General features: G+C 57.3%; 16 protein-coding genes. 7 read left to right on the top strand and 9 right to left on the bottom strand.

The annotated features are described in order from the left end of the window. The first annotated feature begins 51 nt into the window (after positions 1-51). The 5 genes from OSJ75_RS10595 (at position 52) to OSJ75_RS10575 (ending at position 5,923) form a co-directional block, all read left to right on the top strand. Entirely contained in the window at positions 52-1,380 is a 1,329-nt protein-coding gene (locus OSJ75_RS10595) for a tetratricopeptide repeat protein (RefSeq protein WP_267227950.1), read from the top strand. A 20-nt stretch (positions 1,381-1,400) separates the two neighbouring features. After that, positions 1,401-1,883, top strand: a complete 483-nt coding sequence (locus OSJ75_RS10590; RefSeq protein WP_267227949.1) for a hypothetical protein — start codon at positions 1,401-1,403, stop codon at positions 1,881-1,883. A gap of 24 nt (positions 1,884-1,907) precedes the next feature. After that, positions 1,908-3,554 (top strand): thiamine pyrophosphate-binding protein, encoded by a 1,647-nt coding sequence (locus OSJ75_RS10585; RefSeq protein WP_267227948.1) that lies wholly within the window; start codon positions 1,908-1,910, stop codon positions 3,552-3,554. Positions 3,555-3,636: 82 nt separating this feature from the next. Continuing rightward, entirely contained in the window at positions 3,637-4,683 is a 1,047-nt protein-coding gene (locus OSJ75_RS10580; RefSeq protein WP_416362545.1) for an OpgC family protein, read from the top strand. Positions 4,684-4,693: 10 nt separating this feature from the next. After that, a complete protein-coding gene (locus OSJ75_RS10575; protein WP_267227946.1) occupies positions 4,694-5,923 on the top strand; it encodes a CaiB/BaiF CoA transferase family protein in 1,230 nt (409 codons plus the stop codon). Between the two features lie 5 nt (positions 5,924-5,928). On the opposite strand, the gene msrQ is transcribed toward OSJ75_RS10575, so the two are convergent. From msrQ to OSJ75_RS10550, 5 genes are all read right to left on the bottom strand, one after another. Next, positions 5,929-6,609 carry a protein-methionine-sulfoxide reductase heme-binding subunit MsrQ gene (gene msrQ, locus OSJ75_RS10570; RefSeq protein WP_267227945.1) on the bottom strand — a complete coding sequence of 227 codons (681 nt, stop codon included), beginning with the start codon at positions 6,607-6,609 and terminating at the stop codon, positions 5,929-5,931. After that, positions 6,609-7,556 carry a protein-methionine-sulfoxide reductase catalytic subunit MsrP gene (gene msrP, locus OSJ75_RS10565; RefSeq protein ID WP_267227944.1) on the bottom strand — a complete coding sequence of 316 codons (948 nt, stop codon included), beginning with the start codon at positions 7,554-7,556 and terminating at the stop codon, positions 6,609-6,611. The genes msrQ and msrP overlap by 1 nt, the downstream gene beginning before the upstream one ends. A gap of 382 nt (positions 7,557-7,938) precedes the next feature. After that, positions 7,939-8,403 carry a YHS domain-containing (seleno)protein gene (locus OSJ75_RS10560; RefSeq protein ID WP_267227943.1) on the bottom strand — a complete coding sequence of 155 codons (465 nt, stop codon included), beginning with the start codon at positions 8,401-8,403 and terminating at the stop codon, positions 7,939-7,941. A 117-nt stretch (positions 8,404-8,520) separates the two neighbouring features. Further along, on the bottom strand, positions 8,521-9,057 hold the full coding sequence (locus OSJ75_RS10555) for a hypothetical protein (protein WP_267227942.1): 537 nt from the start codon (positions 9,055-9,057) through the stop codon (positions 8,521-8,523). 99 nt (positions 9,058-9,156) lie between these two features. Further along, positions 9,157-10,014: an alpha/beta hydrolase family esterase gene (locus tag OSJ75_RS10550; RefSeq protein ID WP_267227940.1), complete on the bottom strand. Its 858-nt coding sequence runs from the start codon at positions 10,012-10,014 to the stop codon at positions 9,157-9,159. A gap of 291 nt (positions 10,015-10,305) precedes the next feature. Here OSJ75_RS10550 and OSJ75_RS10545 point away from each other — a divergent pair, with 291 nt between their 5' ends. Together OSJ75_RS10545 and OSJ75_RS10540 are read left to right on the top strand one after the other, a co-directional pair. Then, positions 10,306-10,938, top strand: coding sequence for a LysE family translocator (locus OSJ75_RS10545; protein WP_267227939.1), 633 nt, complete (start codon positions 10,306-10,308; stop codon positions 10,936-10,938). A gap of 239 nt (positions 10,939-11,177) precedes the next feature. Further along, positions 11,178-12,200, top strand: a complete 1,023-nt coding sequence (locus OSJ75_RS10540; protein WP_267227938.1) for a methyltransferase — start codon at positions 11,178-11,180, stop codon at positions 12,198-12,200. A 131-nt stretch (positions 12,201-12,331) separates the two neighbouring features. Here the strand turns inward: OSJ75_RS10540 and yghU are convergent, their stop codons facing one another. From yghU to OSJ75_RS10520, 4 genes are all read right to left on the bottom strand, one after another. Beyond that, positions 12,332-13,216 (bottom strand): glutathione-dependent disulfide-bond oxidoreductase, encoded by an 885-nt coding sequence (gene yghU, locus OSJ75_RS10535; RefSeq protein WP_267227937.1) that lies wholly within the window; start codon positions 13,214-13,216, stop codon positions 12,332-12,334. Positions 13,217-13,238: 22 nt separating this feature from the next. Further along, entirely contained in the window at positions 13,239-13,943 is a 705-nt protein-coding gene (locus tag OSJ75_RS10530; RefSeq protein WP_267227936.1) for a glutathione S-transferase family protein, read from the bottom strand. Positions 13,944-14,155: 212 nt separating this feature from the next. Beyond that, on the bottom strand, positions 14,156-14,962 hold the full coding sequence (locus tag OSJ75_RS10525; protein ID WP_267227935.1) for an SDR family NAD(P)-dependent oxidoreductase: 807 nt from the start codon (positions 14,960-14,962) through the stop codon (positions 14,156-14,158). A gap of 55 nt (positions 14,963-15,017) precedes the next feature. Continuing rightward, positions 15,018-15,461: a hypothetical protein gene (locus OSJ75_RS10520; protein ID WP_267227934.1), complete on the bottom strand. Its 444-nt coding sequence runs from the start codon at positions 15,459-15,461 to the stop codon at positions 15,018-15,020. Positions 15,462-15,625: the final 164 nt, after the last annotated feature.

The following is a 15,625-nucleotide window of genomic DNA, read 5'->3' as shown; positions in this document are numbered from 1 at the left end:
GACAGTGAACCTTGCAGGTTCCTATCAACTTCCTTCGTCAAGGAGCAATCAATGAAGCGCGATGCTTACGGTCTCATGACCAGCACTGACAGCAACGAGGCACGACGGGCATTCGAGAACGCAGTTTTCGGCCTGGCGGCACATCGACCAAACACCGGGACGGCAATCCAATCGACCCTGGACGCCGATCCGAACCATGTTGCCAGCCATGCGCTCAAGGGCTTTGCAAATCTGATCTTGGCGCGGTCAGAGCTTGACCAACACGCTACCAAGGCGCTCGTTGATGCGCAGGCCGCGCTAGTCGTCAAAGGTGGAGGAACTGGCGACGAGCGCAACCTTGTGAACGCGTTGGAGGCTGCCGTCAAAGGCTCGTTTTCGCGTGCTGCGGATATTCTCGACGACGGTTTCGAAGATGGGCCGGGGACTTTCCTTCCCTTCAAGATTTCGCAGGCCCTGCGTTTCATGTTGGGAGATGCCCGCGGCATGCTACAGGCGAGCTCACGCGCTGTCGCACGCCTTGACGCCGGCACAATGGCGAGAGGCTTTGTCCTTGGTTGCCACGCATTTTCGCTAGAAGAACATGGTCGATATGCTGAGGCACTTGCTGCAGGCCAACTCGGGGTTGCGCTGCAGCCGGACGATTCCTGGGGGCTTCACGCCGTCTCGCATGTCTTCGAGATGCGTGGCGACACAGAAGAAGGCATTGGCTGGCTAGAAGCAAATCGCAAGGCCTGGTCGCGCTGCAATAATTTCTCCTTCCATATGGCCTGGCATCTGGGACTGTTGCATCTCGAACGCGGTGATCACGATCGGGTGCTGCAGATTTACGACGACGAGGTCCGCCCCCAGCAAACCGACGATTTCCGCGACATGGCGAATGCCGTGTCGCTCCTGTGGAGGATGGAGCAATCTGGAGTTCATGTTGGGGATCGCTGGACAGAATTGGCAGAAATAGCCCATCGTAGGAAAGCGGACACGACGTTGATTTTTGCAGCTTTGCACAATCTGGCCGCGATGGTCGCCGTTGGGGATCGCGATGGGGCCCTGGAGCTTGTATCGCATATAGAAGCCAAGGCACTCGGCAGAGATGATCAGGGCCGTATCGCAGCTGAGATCGGTGTGCCGATGGCACGGGTTCTCACAGGCCTTCATGCTCCGGCGGACCGCCAAATGCTCGAACGAATGGTGGCAAACCTCCCAAAGATCGGCGGCAGCAATGCCCAGCGCGACTTCTTCGTCCTCGCGCTCGCCAAGGCGGTCGGAAGTGGCGGAGACAATGCCGGAGTCTCGCGTATAGGCCAGATCCGCCAGCATCTAAAAGCTGAAGACCGGCTCTTCAAATCTATTGAGCAAACGGTCGGCATGACCTTATCGGCATGACGTCAAGAAGGAGAAACCTGATGTCTATGATGGAAATACACAAAACCAATATCTTTCCGGAGATTCAGCCTGGCCTTGCACGCACGATCATCATTTCGGGACTTGCCGCTGATATCGCATGGGAAACCTGGGCGCGCTTGATCACGCCAATATTGGTCGGAGGACCATTGGAACCAGCCGCTCTTGTCCAGTCCGTGTTTGGCTTCGACAATCGGCTGGCCGCCGAAGCCATTCACGCCATTGTCGGCATCGTCTTTTACCCAATCGGCTATTTGTTCATCGCGCGCCCTCTACAGCGACTCATCTTTCCAAAACTACCCCTGCTTCTGACCGGTATTGGCTTTGGAATCGGTCTTTGGGTATTCGCTCTTTATGTGATGGCACATCTGTTTGGCGGACAGCCGCCTTTCCTGGGATTCATCCCACTGACTTGGGCATCGCTCTTTGGGCATATGATATTCGGCACTGTCGTTGCGTTCGTCGTCCGTGCACTCGGGCGCTAGTAGCGGGCAGGAGATGGGCAGCCGATGTATCTTGGTGTATTGAACTCCATGTCCAAAATTGTCGCTACCGAGCGTGTCGCCGATATACTCGCCAGAACGCTTCATGCGCATCATATCCGGCATGCCTTCGGCGTGCCCGGCGGCGAAGTCGTCACGCTGATCGATGCATTGGAGGCGGCGGGAATCGTATTCCATCTCGCCCGGCATGAAACGTCGGCCGCCATCATGGCGGCCGGCGCGAGCACGATCAGCGGCAATCCCGAGCTGTTGGTGACGACCGTCGGTCCCGGCCTTGCAAACGCCGTGAATGGCATCGCCGACTCCTTTCAGGAGCGCACCCCTCTTATCGTTATCTCCGGTATCGTCGATCGTGGAACCCGCGCCCGCTACACCCACCAGGTTATTGATCATGCCCAACTACTGCGCCCAATCGTGAAGGCTTCATTCGAAGTCGAGCCCGAAAGTGTCGCTTCGACCGTGGCGCGAGCTGTCGCAATCGCGACTGCGGAGCCAATGGGGCCGGTGCATCTGGATCTTTCACCGGCAGTGGCCGCGGCTTCCAGCCCAGGCAGGACCGCAATCCATCCACCGCTGCAATTCGACGCGGCCGTTCCGCACGGGGATTTGGCGGTTCGCTTCCTGACAGAACGAATCCAGACGGCTCAACGACCGTTGATCCTTGCAGGTTTCGAAGCGGCGCGCAGCGGCGCCGCACCGGCCTTGCAGCAACTTGCGGAGACGATCGGTGCCCCGGTACTCACGACGTACAAGGCGAAGGGCGTCTTCCCCGAAAACCAGCCATTGTCGCTCGGCGCGGTTGGCTTGTCACCGCTCGCTGACGGGATTCTGCTCCCGCTTGTACAGTCGGCGGATCTCATACTCATGGTGGGCTATGACCCGATCGAGATGCGCCTTGGTTGGCTGGATTTCGTCTCTGACTGTGAAAAGCTGGTGGATATAACCAGAGCAGCCTCCGATCATGGCATGCACCACGCCGGCACGCGGATTTCCGCCAACCCAAAGTCCTTGCTGGAGGCGTTGAATGGCTCACTGACCGAGCGCCGGAGCTGGGCCCAACCGATGACGGTGAAAGTCGAGCTGGATAGAACCTTCGCGACCAAAACTGCCTGGGGACCCCATGCGATCATTGACTTATTGAATCAAGTTGCAGGCGATGACAGCCTGGTTACCGTCGATAGCGGAGCGCATCGGATTCTCCTGTCGCAGAAATGGATTGCTGCAAAACCGATGTCATTGCTCCAATCCGCGGGCTTTTGCACCATGAATGCGGCGCTACCGCTAGCCATCGGTGCCAAGGTCGCCGATCCATCACGACCAGTTTTTGCAGTGATGGGCGATGGCGGACTTGAGATGGGAATCGGTGAACTTGCCACCCTACGCGATCTCAATCTGCCTATCACCATCGTGCTTTTCCAGGATCGCAGCCTGGCGTTGATTGCTCTGAAGCAAGCATCGGCCGGTCTGAAATCGACCGGGGTCACGCTCGGCGAAACTGACTTTGCCGCCGTCGCACGAGGGTTCGGCGGTTTTGGCGTCAATGTGGAGAATTGTGATGACATCCGTAACGAGCTTCAGGCAGCCCGCGAGCGCCAAGGCTTCACCCTCATCGCCTGCAAGTTCGACGCCAACGCCTACCACGGCGCCTTCTGACACCCTTTGGCCAAGAGATTCAGGCCCCCAGAAGGTCAAGCGCGCGCGTGATCCGCGGCTCGACTTTTTCCGGGGTGTCGGCATGCTGATCATTCTTATTGCCCATATCCCCAATAACGGATGGGCACTGTGGATTCCAGCACGCTTTGGTTTTTCCGACGCCACGGAAATGTTCGTCTTCCAGTCCGGAATGGCCTCTGCCATCGCCTTCGGTCTGACCTTCGATCGCAGCGGTACGGTAGCGCTTGTTGCGCGCGTCGCTCAACGTATCTGGCAGATTTTTTGGGCCCATATCGCCGTCTTCATCGTCGTTGCCGTCATCATGGTTGTCGCCGGAACCCGTTTTGACGGTGTCACCTATGTCAACAGTCTCAATCTCGCGCCCTTTATGCAGGACCCGGGTAATCTTCTCGTTGGCCTGCTGACACTGCGTTATGTGCCAAACTATTTTGACATCCTGCCGATGTACATCGTCATTCTTGCATTGATGCCGGCAATGATCATCGCTTCAAAGGTTCACCGTTTTCTGCCGTTCGCCATGATGGTTGCTTTGTGGCTTGCTACCCAGTTCGACCTGACCAGGCTACCGGCGGAGCCCTGGTCGGATCGCCAATGGTTCTTTAATCCCTTCGGGTGGCAATTGCTGTTCTTCACCGGTTTTTTCCTTATGCGCGGAAGCCTGCCGGCTCCCGGCTATGATCGCAGGTTGATGGCGGCTGCGGTTGCCGTCGTGATCCTGACCGTGCCGTTTGCCTGGGTGCGGTTCCAGGAAGCATATCCCGCCTTCCAGACAGCCTCCGCACGACTTTTCCCCCTTACCGACAAGACTGATTTCGGCCTGCTGCGCTTCATTCATTTTATGGCGCTCTGTTATATCACCGTACATCTGGTAGGCGATAAAGGCTCTCGCCTGCGCGGCCCTGTCGTACGGATGCTGACGGTGGTTGGCCAGCAATCCCTTGCCGTCTTCATCACTGGAATGGTGATTGCACAGCCGATCGGTATTGCGCTTGATCATGCCGGACGCACGGTTTCGGCCGAGGCAACTGGAAACCTGTTTGGCTTTGGTGTGCTGATTGCAACCGCCTATGTCGTCAGGTGGTTCAAGAGTTCTCCCTGGAAATCGTGAGAGGCCCCTAATGTCAGCTCATCAAAAACCCGCCAGTCTCGACGGTCTGCGCATCCTCGATCTGTCGCGTATCCTCGCCGGTCCGACTTGCACGCAACTGCTGGCCGATCTTGGAGCCGATGTCGTCAAGGTCGAGCGACCCGATGTTGGCGATGACACGCGCAGTTGGGGGCCGCCCTTTGTGCCGAATGCCGACGGCAGCGATAGTGATCTTAGCGCTTATTTCCTCTCCGCCAACCGCAACAAGCGGTCGATAGCCATCGATCTGGCCAAAGAGGAAGGTGTTGCGCTTGTCAAGCGGTTGGCGGCGATCTCGGACGTGGTGGTCGAAAACTACAAGCCGGGCGATCTCGACCGACGTGGACTCGGATATGGCGATATTCGCAAGATCAAACCAGATATTGTCTGGTGTGCAATCTCGGGATTTGGCCAGACTGGCCCCTATTGCGAGCGAACCGGCTATGATTTTCTTGTCCAGGCGATGGGCGGCATCATGAGCATCACCGGCGAAAGTGACGCGGCCGGCGGCCGGCCACTCAAGGTCGGGCTTGGCATTGCGGACGTAATGTGCGGCATGTATGCGACAGTCGGCATCCTCGCTGCTCTGCGCCATCGTGACCGCGCGGGCGAAGGCCAGTATATCGATCTGGCCCTGTATGACGCGCAAGTTGCCTGGCTCATCAATGCCGCGACGAACCATCTGGTTTCAGGCCATGTGCCGAGTCGGATCGGTAACAGGCACCCCAACATCGCCCCCTACCAGACATTTGCGACAGCGGACAGCGAGATCGCCGTCGCCGTCGGAAATGATCAACAGTTCGCGCGGTTCTGCGAGGCCATCGGTTTTCCGGATCTGGCCAATGACGAGCGGTTTCGTCGCAATAGGGATCGCGTTGTCAATGTCGATGCGCTCGACGAGTTGATCACCCAGCAACTACGACATGACACTGCCAGCGAGTGGGTCGAGCGTATCCTTCAGGCAGGGGTTCCGGTCGGAAAGGTTGCCGATGTCGGTCAGGTTCTAAGCGATCCACATACGCTCGCCCGCGATATGGTCGTCACCATGAAATCAGATGGTCAAAGCGACATGAAGGTACTCGGCAATCCATTGAAGATGTCAGCAACGCCGGTACAGTTTCTGCGCCAACCTCCGCATATCGACCAGGACCGGGTACAAATTCTGGCCGAACTCGATGAATTGGAACACCGTTTGGGGCATGCCGACCCGAACAAAACCTAGACAAATTAGCGACCGGAACCAAGAGGTGGGGAGCGAAGAACGGGAGCGGGTGTTCGCCCCCGTTTCTGCTTGTCCTTCTGGCCACGTGCGATCGAACGCCATGAACGGTAGAGGAGCATCAGAACGATAGCACTGATATAAACATATTGCTCAAGGTCGAGAACCTTCGTGGCGAGCGCAAAATGCAGGGCGGCAACTGCAGCGATGATGTAGATGAGGCGGTGCAACCAGATCCATTTCATACCCATCCGGCGGATCGAAAAGTTGTTTGAGGTGACGGCAAGGGGAACGAGCAGAGCGAGCGAAGCCATACCGAACATAATGAATGGCCGCTTCAGCACGTCGTCCAATACTGCGGAAAAGTTGAGTGCCTGATCAAGCACGATATAGACCGCGAAATGCATGAGCGCGTAGTAAAAGGTCAGAAGACCAAGCGCACGGCGGTAACGCAGGAAGTTCCAGCCGAAGATATCCCGAACGGGCGAAACCGCCAGTGTCAGGATCAGAAATCGTATTGTCCAGAGACCGAGGAAAAGCTCGAAGGTCTTGACCGGATCGGCGCCGAGCTGGTCGGTGGCTCCGAGATAGAAGGTCCAGATGGCAGGCAAAAAACCCAGGCCGTAAAGGGCCCAGATGGAAGCGGGCAGCCAGCGCCTGGGCAATCTGAACGACAAATGTCCAGCCATCAGAAATTCGTCCTGAGGTCCATGCCGGAATAGATGCTGGCCACTTCGTCGGCATAGCCGTTGAATGGCAAGGTCGGGTGCCGGCTGGCACCGAAGAAGCCGCTTTCGCCGATCCGGCGCTCCGTCGCCTGACTCCAGCGCGGATGATCGACCGCTGGGTTCACATTGGCGTAGAAGCCATATTCCTGCGGGTTGGTCATCTGCCAGGTGTTTTTGGGCTGCTGATCCGTCAGGGTGACGCGAACGATCGATTTTATCCCCTTGAAGCCGTATTTCCACGGCACGACGAGGCGCATCGGTGCTCCGTTCTGGTTCGGCAGGGTTTCTCCGTAAAGGCCGACGGCAAGCAACGTGAGTGGATTCATGGCTTCGTCGAGGCGCAGGCCCTCGACATAGGGCCATTCCAGCGATTGGAAAATACCCTTCTGGCCGGGCATTTCCTCTGGACGGACAACCGTTTCAAAGGCGACATATTTGGCGCTTCCGAGCGGTTCCACCTTGCTGAGAAGCGCAGCCAGCGGAAAACCGTCCCATGGGATGACCATCGACCATGCCTCGACGCAACGCATCCGGTAGGTGCGGCTTTCGATTGGAAATTCTTTCATCAGGGCGTCGAGGTCGAACGTGCCGGGCTTGTTGACCATGCCATCGACCTTGACGGTCCAGGGCAAGGGCTTGAAGTCGCCGGAATGAGTGGCGGGATCGCTCTTGTCGAGCCCGAACTCATAAAAGTTGTTATAGGTCGTAACGTCCTTGAGCGGCGTCGTCGACTCGTCGACCTTGTACGCACTCTTGACTGGGGAAAGCGCGGCGGCACTGGCCTTGCCGGCACCGTAAAGCGCCATGGCGCCCATCGCGGCGACGCCAAGGAAGGCGCGGCGGCGGAGATAGACGTCGCGTGGCGTAATTTCCGAGGAGAGAACCCTGGGCGGATGATAGACAGGCATTTCAGTATTCCTTCAGGATGGGGCCGCGAGCCCGCCTTTGAATAATTCTACCATCGTCGGCCACCGGTCGGTAGCCGCCACGGGCGTCGCGGCAGCTACACGCAGTGACGGCAGGACGCCCGATCTGCTGGCCCAACCGGCATATTTCACAGTGACGCTTCCAATCTACGGCCGCACCGGACAATCCGGGTGGATAGTAATGGATTCGCATGCACACACAGAATCGTTACAGCCTCACACCTTCGTGATCGACAGGTATGGGAGTGCAACGAACTGGGATGGCGCACCTGCTTCCCGCTTTGGCCAGTGCTCCTCGAAGAGCGCCTGATTGCTGACGGCGCTCTTCGATTGCGGGTTCATGAGCCCGGAAGCGAGGGACCCTTCACGGCTCAGGTTGTACCCTGACCTTATCCCAGTTTGCGTCTGCTGTTTTGATATTCCCGCTGACATCCTTCTTCCATGTCTCACGGACGTCATCATTGTAGTTGAGGTAGAGCTTTTGATCGACGACCGTGAACGCCTGTGGCTCAGTCGTCGCCTTATGCCCCTGCGCGGTACCAAACGCGCAATAACCGCCATATTGCGGGGCATAGCGCTCCGGATCCTTCGCAAACGCGTCACGATGGGCAGCAGACGCAAACTGGAAGGTCGCGCCCTTAAAAGACGTGGTGTATTTGTTCGAGCCTTTTACAGGTTTGTTGTCGGTGAAGTAGGCAACGGCGTCGTATCCGTTGATCGCGACACCGTTGGTGGTGAATATCTCGCCAGCAAAAGCCCCGGAGACCGCCAAAAGTGTAAGCGCAGTTGCGGCAGTCAGAGGCGTAAGACGTTGGATCGATAATGTCATCGGTTATTTCCTTCGATACGTGTTGGGAACGCTTCTGTTACGTGGGACCGCGTCGAAATGTTACGCAGGGAGTCCTCACGACTGCGTAAATTCCTTCGTGTGGAAAGATCAGTGCGATCACTCCGAGCACATCGAGAGAGCCACCTTTAATTCCAGTTCCCGGATTTTCTTGTCTCTCTCGGACAATTCCATGAGCATCTGCTCCATACGTAGGTCGCGCGCGAGCGAAATCTCCCAGAATGTTACGGCGAAAATCACAGGAACAGTGTCGGCAAATTCATCATCTGACTGCTGCGGTGAACTTTCTGCCACGACGGTTCCCCAAAGCTTGAGAATGCACTCGGCGCCTGCATCGCAGCGAACGAGGGCCTCCGTAAGCGCTCCATGTCGGCCAGCGCAACGGCGGAACGCCGAACTTTCGACGTGGACGCGAAATTTGGAATCGTTGATGACGTGAGGAAGCATCGCGCCACTCGAGACAGTCTCGAACGCAGTGTCGGGGTGTACAAGGGAATAATCGATCGTCAACGTTCGAGACCCTTGAATCGCATGCGCGATACTCGGAGTGAGCGCCCGCCCCCAGACGGCCGCACCTTCTCCGAAATGATGAACGATGGCATGGCCGATGTTTGGACTTATAGCTGACTGCAGCATGAGGGCGTTCCTTTCCAATCGTCGAACGATCCGTTCTGGCTACCATTTCGTAGGAGTACAGGCAGTTGTTACAAAGGATTTTCGTCTGATTGGAGCCGATCATTTGGGAAAGCCCAACGCGGTCAGGCCGGCATCAAGCATATCGGCTCGAGCTTCGTGCCCGCCATTGTGGATGCACATGATACTGTCGCCCCGAATGCAATCCGGCACATCCTCGCATTCGATGCCCACCAGCGTGACTTTCTTCGCAGCCTTCATGTTGCATTTGGCGCGCTGGCGCAGAATGCCAAGGCTTTTGCGCGCATCACCCTGATAGAATTTGGTGCCGATTGCGCGACCGGCGAGCGGAAACGTCTGATCCGCAGTTCCATGAAAATGTACAATCGGAGGAAGATTGGCAACGCAATCATCCGGGCCTGGAAGAGGATTCCAGAACACGCCGGAGAATGTCACCATCGCCGCGGTTTTTTCACCTTCGCGGCAGGCAGCATACCAGGCCATTGATGCGCCGATGGAAAACCCGCCCATCACCGTCTTGGCCGGCGTAAAACCGTGACGTTGCCGCAGGTCGTCCAGGACATTCTTGATAAATGCAATATCGTTGCGACTCTGTCGGGGACCGTGAGGAAATGACCAGCCCCCATCGATGCCATCAACTGCCACATAGGCGAGGTGATGCGCGAGCGTCACCTCGACTAACGGGCGTTGCCGTAGCTGCAAATCCGCAGAGCTCTTGAAACCATGGAAATAGATATAGACTCCGCGAATGTCACCATCTTGCGGCAACTCGATCCGGTAGTTTCCTCCCTTGACCGGACAAGCGGACCGAACTCCGCAAAGATTTTCAGACATGGCAGCGAGAGGCGAGAAAAATGGCAGGAGGAGGATGGCAAGCGCGCATATGCGAATTGTTCGGCCTGCGAGCACGACGCTCTTGGTGTCTTTAAATCGTTCCATCAAGTCATACCCACGTCGCCTCGTCGCAGATACTTCGCACGCAGATCGCTTATCGTTACATTGGGTGGCAAAAACACGATTTCAGCTTGGCTGGTGGCGTTTCCGGCTTCGGGTCGTGCTGGCAAGTGTTACCTTGAAGCGAGGCCATCTCGACCGGGAACGACGATATTCACCGCTACCTGCGGTAGCTGCAGGAGGTCACCATACCTCAAATTTATCCATGCGCATGCTGTTCTGTAACGATTTAATCCGACCCACCGTATGGTTGGCGAACATGGTGCGATAACTGACATGACCTACGGCGAAAATCTTTGGCTCTTCTCCAGCCTTCTGTTCGGCATCATCATCCTGCCGGGCATTGACATGATGTTCGTGCTGGCGAACGCCCTGACCCGTGGCCGCGCTGCGGGCCTCGCCGCCACCGGTGGCATGATGCTTGGCGGGCTCGTCCACTCGCTTTACGGCGCCTTGGGCGTCGGCCTGCTGGCAAAGGTCATTCCCGTCCTGTTCACGCCCTTAGTCGTGGCAGGCGGAATCTACATGGCCTGGATCGGCGTCACCCTGATGCGTAGCTCGATCGTCGTCGACGATGTCGGCCACGCCAGTGCCAGAAACAATTGGGAGGCCTTCCGCCGCGGCGTGGTGACGTGCCTCATCAACCCCAAGGCTTATCTCTTCATGCTGGCGGTCTATCCGCAGTTCCTGAGACCAGACTTCGGACCGCTCGCCCCCCAAGCTGTTATCATGACCGCGATGTTGGCAGGAACGCAACTCGCCATTTATGGTGGACTCGCGCTTGCCGCGGGTACCGCACGGCGCTTCCTTGTCGGCAACAGTGCCGCCACGATTTGGACTGGACGCGTCTGTGGCGCCCTGCTCGTGACGGTCTCGGCCCTTACATTGTGGGAGGGGCTGAAGGCATAGCACGGGAAGCGTGTTCGCCACCGGACATGACAGCCTTCAATGTTTGGCTCTGTAACAATCTCTCTTTCTTGAACGTATCGGTTCGGTAGTGAAGACAAAGACATGGCTTCGGTCGATGCAGTCATCGCTACAGCGGTCCGACATCGACGGCTCCCGTTTCAAGATAACGACCGCAGCGTGCAGCTCGCTGCAAACCCTACGAGTTAATCAAATCCGACGATCAAGTGAGGAGCATAACATTGCAGCTTTCGCCTTCGAAGATACTTCAAATTGGGACGGGCTTCTTTGCATCCAAGACCCTGCTGAGCGCCGTTGAGCTCGATCTGTTCGAGACGCTGGGCGATGGGTCTCTTCCGCACAGGGCGCTACGCGACAAATTAGGGTTGCATCCACGCTCTGCCGCCGATTTCTTCGACGCTCTCGTTGCCCTTGGCCTTCTTGAGCGTGATGGTGACGGGCCGGATGCTCGCTATGGCAATTCCGCTGAAGCTTCTGAATTCCTTGTTTCTTCAAGTCCGGCTTATATCGGCGGAGTCCTGCGCATGGCAAACAATCGACTGTATCCTTTTTGGGCACGTTTGACCGATGCCTTGACGTCGGGAGAGCCGCAAAACGAGGTTCGTGATGAACACTCTCCAGATTTGTTCACAGCGCTGACCGCAGACCCACGTGTGCTAGAAGAGTTCGTTGACGCAATGGGAGGCCTCCAGCGTGGCAATTTCAAACTGTTAAGCGAACGGTTTGATTTCGGCTCCCATCAAAGCATCTGCGATGTCGGCGGCTCGGGAGCCTTGCAGTCGATCGCGATTTGTGAACGGCATAAGCATGTTCGTTGCATCAGTATGGATCTCGAACCTGTAACCGATGTCGCTCGTCGGAGAATTGAAGCTGCAGGGCTGACGGAACGTATCGAGGCAAGGAATGGAAATTTTATGGTCGATTCTTTGCCAAAGGCGGACGTAATCCTGATGGGCAACATCTTGCATGACTGGGACACGTCGACCAAAGAAATGCTTATTCGCAAGGCATGGGAAGCTCTGCCGGCTGGCGGTGCCTTTGTTGTTATCGAGGAGATCATTGACGATGCCCGGCGCACGAATGCCAGCGCATTGCTAATGTCGCTCAACATGCTGATTGAAACGCCGGGCGGGTACAATTTCACCTTCGCGCAATTCAATGGATGGTGTCGCGACGCTGGATTCGCTCGAACGGAGCGTTTGGACTTGGCCGGGTTATCGAGCGCAGCTATCGCATATCGATAAACACCCTATGTGTGGAATGGAGTCGAATCCCTGCTTGCCGAAACGCCCGTGCTGCAAAACCTCGTTTTCGCTGCCACGGGCGGATAAGGGCTTGAAGGTACGGTTGTAATAGGCCGACACCAAGGCTGCAGCTAGTCCTTCCCTTCGGTCTCAGTCAGTTTGTCCTGCGTCCTTGTCTCGAAATCGCTGGCGTCGTGGCGTTCGCGTAGCTGCTCCGACGGATCGCCCGTCATGCGATTGACCATGCGGCCACGCTTGACCGCAGGACGCGCGTAGATTTGCTCGGCCCAGCGCTGAACGTTCTTGTAATCCTGCACCTGCAGGAATTCGGCCGCGCCGTATTGCCAGCCCTTGGCGAGGCCACCATACCATGGCCAGATGGCAATATCGGCAATGGTGTAGTCGCTGCTAGCCACGTATTCGCTTTCGGCCAGACGACGATCGAGGACGTCGAGCTGGCGCTTCACCTCCATGGCAAATCGGTCGATCGCATATTCAATCTTCATGGGAGCATAGGAGTAGAAATGCCCGAAGCCGCCACCGAGATAGGGCGCGCTGCCCATTTGCCAGAAAAGCCATGAGAGGCATTCGGCGCGGGTCGCTGGCTCGCTCGGCAGGAAGGCGCCGAATTTTTCAGCGAGATACATCAGGATCGAGCCCGATTCGAAAACGCGGACCGGCTTTTCGCCACTGCGGTCCAGCAGAGCCGGGATCTTCGAATTGGGATTGATGTTGACGAAACCGCTGGCAAATTGATCCCCATCGCCGATCTTGATCAGCCAGGCGTCATATTCGGCGCCCCTGTGCCCAAGTGCCAGCAGCTCTTCCAGCATAATGGTGACCTTCACACCGTTCGGCGTTCCCAGCGAATAGAGCTGGAGGGGATGACGGCCGACCGGCAACCCCTTTTCATGTGTCGCACCTGCGATCGGCCGATTGATGCTGGCGAAGGCGCCGCCGCTCGGCTTGTTCCAGGTCCAGATCTTTGGAGGATTGTATCCCGCTGTCTCTGACATCACGTTCTCCATTATTCCCCGTTCATGCGACGGGAGCATAGTTCGACGGGAAAAGCGCCCGCTTGGTTTCTTCGTCGTTGACGCGCTTGAAGGAATGATCTTTGCCGACCTGCCTGGCGCGAGAGACGGCAGGACGCGCATCGACCGTTTCGAAGAGCCGCTTCAGGTTCGGATATGCGGCAAGCGGATCCTCAAGCCCCTTGAGGACGCGCGAGGCCCGATCCAGCCATCCCCACGCAGACATGTCGGCAATCGTATAAGTATCTCCGACGATGAAGTTTCGGCCCTCAAGATGATCGTTGAGGACCTGATAATGACGCTCGATCTCGCGGCGATAGCGGTTGACGGCATAGTCGAGCCCTTCCGGCGCCGCGTGCTGGAAATGCACCGCCTGCCCTGAGAATGGCCCTAGGCCGGAAGCGAGAAACATCAGCCACGAAAGAAGCTCCGGCCGATCTTCCGGTGAACCGAGAAACTGGCCGGTCTTTTCGGCAAGATAGATCAGGATGGCCGTGGAATCGAAGACGCGTGTCTCTCTTCCGCCTGGGCCGTCCGTGTCGATGATGGCCGGCACCTTGCCATTCGGATTGATGGCGCGAAACGCCGGCATATGCTGCTCGCCCTTACTTGTGTCGATGGGGACCATCTCATAGGAACGCTCCGCCTCTTCCAGGAAGAGGGCGATTTTCGCAGGATTGGGCGTTGGATGAAAATAGAAGCGGATCATGGGGGCTCCGTCAGGGATAGAAGATCAAAAGCTGCGTTACTGATGCATCCGAATCTGGGCCTCGCCCGACTCCGGACCAACTTGTGAGCCGGGAAGACGATCGGCGAGCAGGGCTTGCGCGCTCGTAAGGAGGCCTGCGACTTCCTCTTCCTTTCCGGTCCTCGCCTTCAATTGTACGAACAATGCTACCTTGGTCACGATCACTTCCTCCCTCAGAGCGCCGAATGGCCGCATACCGCCTCTTCGAGCGCAGATTTCATCGTCAGAAACCGTTCATCGATCGCCGCCGGATCATCCCGGTTGGCCGCAATCATCTTTGCACGGGCCTCTCCGCCGCGGATCACCTCGAGCAAATTGGCTTCAATTCCTTCGATCAGTGCATTGGCGACCGCCTCCGCCGGTTCTCGCGTGAACCCAAGTTCGGGCCCAGCCTTTGAGGAATGCATCATCGGGGTGTCCGTCGCGCCGGGATAGAGCGTCACGACGCGAACGCCTTCGCCCGTCAACTCCCGGCGCAGCGCCTCCCCGAAGCGCGAGAGCCCCGCCTTTACCGCAGCATAGGTGGCGTAGAACGGTGCACCGATCAACGCCATGCCGGAGGTGACGTTGACGACGAGTCCGTCCCCGGACGCGCGCAGGTGAGGAAGAGCAGCCTGCGTCAGGAGAATGGGAGCAACAAGGTCGACCTCGACCATAGTCCTTATCTCCACCTCCGTCGTCTTCTCGAGACGACCGGCGCGCACGCCGCCGGCGTTGTTGACGAGAACATCGAGCCCGCCAAGCACCTCAATGGCCTTGTCGAGGGACCGGGATCGGCCCTCCGTGGCGGCGACATCCGCCTGGATGCCGGTAACCGGCCACCCATTCTCCTGAAGATCCTTGACAGCCCGAGCCAGCCGCTCCGGGTTTCGCCCGGTAACGGCGACACGAGCCCCTTTCGCCAGCATGGCACGCGCAATGGCGAAGCCAATGCCACTGGTGCCACCGGTGACGAGAACACGCTTGCCTTCGAGATTCATGATTTTACCTCGTTTCTTCTTCAGGGTGGTTCGGCCTCGGCAGCTTCAGCCGCCCTCAGTGCATCGACAATTGCTTCTGGAGAGAGGCACTTGTGGTAATCGGCTTCGGCAGCTCCCAGCTCTCATCTCCATTAATCACCATGAGGTCGACACCGAATGAGGAATACGCCGCCTTGAGATCGTCAGGCATTTTGTAGACGAGCCCGAATTTGCGCGCGACCACATTGCCGATATCGCTGAGGACGTCGAAAGTGAGATTATTCTTCTCTGTCATCAGAACAATCGGACCGTCGGCCAGTGTCTCAAACAAGGAGATCGTCTCGCCCGTTCCACCCGGCAAGCGGAATTCAGGGGCCAGATCACCGGGCTTGAGAACGCGATCGAACGGAAAATCGATCATCAGTTTCCCAATCTTTGAATTCAGAAATGCTGCTGCACCGGAAGGTGCGCTTGCCTCGAACTTCCCGTTGAAATCAGCAAGCTCCTGCTCGAGGCCCATTGTCATTATCTCCCTGTGTCTTGGACGTGTCAGCGCGATTGCAAAAATGCGTGCGCCGGGCTGCGTTCTACCCTGTTCTAAATCACTCGTTATAAAATGTATCGCATAAAGTTCCAGGCTATCGTGGAGCCATAATCACATTCCCGAGAGATAGACCCATGACC

The organism is Phyllobacterium sp. 0TCS1.6A, from assembly GCF_026420825.1.
Lineage (GTDB): Bacteria > Pseudomonadota > Alphaproteobacteria > Rhizobiales > Rhizobiaceae > Phyllobacterium.
This window is presented reverse-complemented; position numbering and strand designations above follow the sequence as displayed.

What these genes read in the sequence shown, in the direction of transcription:
- OSJ75_RS10595 (WP_267227950.1), top strand. Translation starts at nt 52, where the DNA reads ATGAAGCGCGATGCTTACGGTCTCATGACCAGCACTGACAGCAACGAG.
- OSJ75_RS10590 (WP_267227949.1), top strand. Translation starts at nt 1,401, where the DNA reads ATGTCTATGATGGAAATACACAAAACCAATATCTTTCCGGAGATTCAG.
- OSJ75_RS10585 (WP_267227948.1), top strand. Translation starts at nt 1,908, where the DNA reads ATGTATCTTGGTGTATTGAACTCCATGTCCAAAATTGTCGCTACCGAG.
- OSJ75_RS10580 (WP_416362545.1), top strand. Translation starts at nt 3,637, where the DNA reads ATGCTGATCATTCTTATTGCCCATATCCCCAATAACGGATGGGCACTG.
- OSJ75_RS10575 (WP_267227946.1), top strand. Translation starts at nt 4,694, where the DNA reads ATGTCAGCTCATCAAAAACCCGCCAGTCTCGACGGTCTGCGCATCCTC.
- msrQ (WP_267227945.1), bottom strand. Translation starts at nt 6,609, where the DNA reads ATGGCTGGACATTTGTCGTTCAGATTGCCCAGGCGCTGGCTGCCCGCT.
- msrP (WP_267227944.1), bottom strand. Translation starts at nt 7,556, where the DNA reads ATGCCTGTCTATCATCCGCCCAGGGTTCTCTCCTCGGAAATTACGCCA.
- OSJ75_RS10560 (WP_267227943.1), bottom strand. Translation starts at nt 8,403, where the DNA reads ATGACATTATCGATCCAACGTCTTACGCCTCTGACTGCCGCAACTGCG.
- OSJ75_RS10555 (WP_267227942.1), bottom strand. Translation starts at nt 9,057, where the DNA reads ATGCTGCAGTCAGCTATAAGTCCAAACATCGGCCATGCCATCGTTCAT.
- OSJ75_RS10550 (WP_267227940.1), bottom strand. Translation starts at nt 10,014, where the DNA reads ATGGAACGATTTAAAGACACCAAGAGCGTCGTGCTCGCAGGCCGAACA.
- OSJ75_RS10545 (WP_267227939.1), top strand. Translation starts at nt 10,306, where the DNA reads ATGACCTACGGCGAAAATCTTTGGCTCTTCTCCAGCCTTCTGTTCGGC.
- yghU (WP_267227937.1), bottom strand. Translation starts at nt 13,216, where the DNA reads ATGTCAGAGACAGCGGGATACAATCCTCCAAAGATCTGGACCTGGAAC.
- OSJ75_RS10530 (WP_267227936.1), bottom strand. Translation starts at nt 13,943, where the DNA reads ATGATCCGCTTCTATTTTCATCCAACGCCCAATCCTGCGAAAATCGCC.
- OSJ75_RS10525 (WP_267227935.1), bottom strand. Translation starts at nt 14,962, where the DNA reads ATGAATCTCGAAGGCAAGCGTGTTCTCGTCACCGGTGGCACCAGTGGC.
- OSJ75_RS10520 (WP_267227934.1), bottom strand. Translation starts at nt 15,461, where the DNA reads ATGGGCCTCGAGCAGGAGCTTGCTGATTTCAACGGGAAGTTCGAGGCA.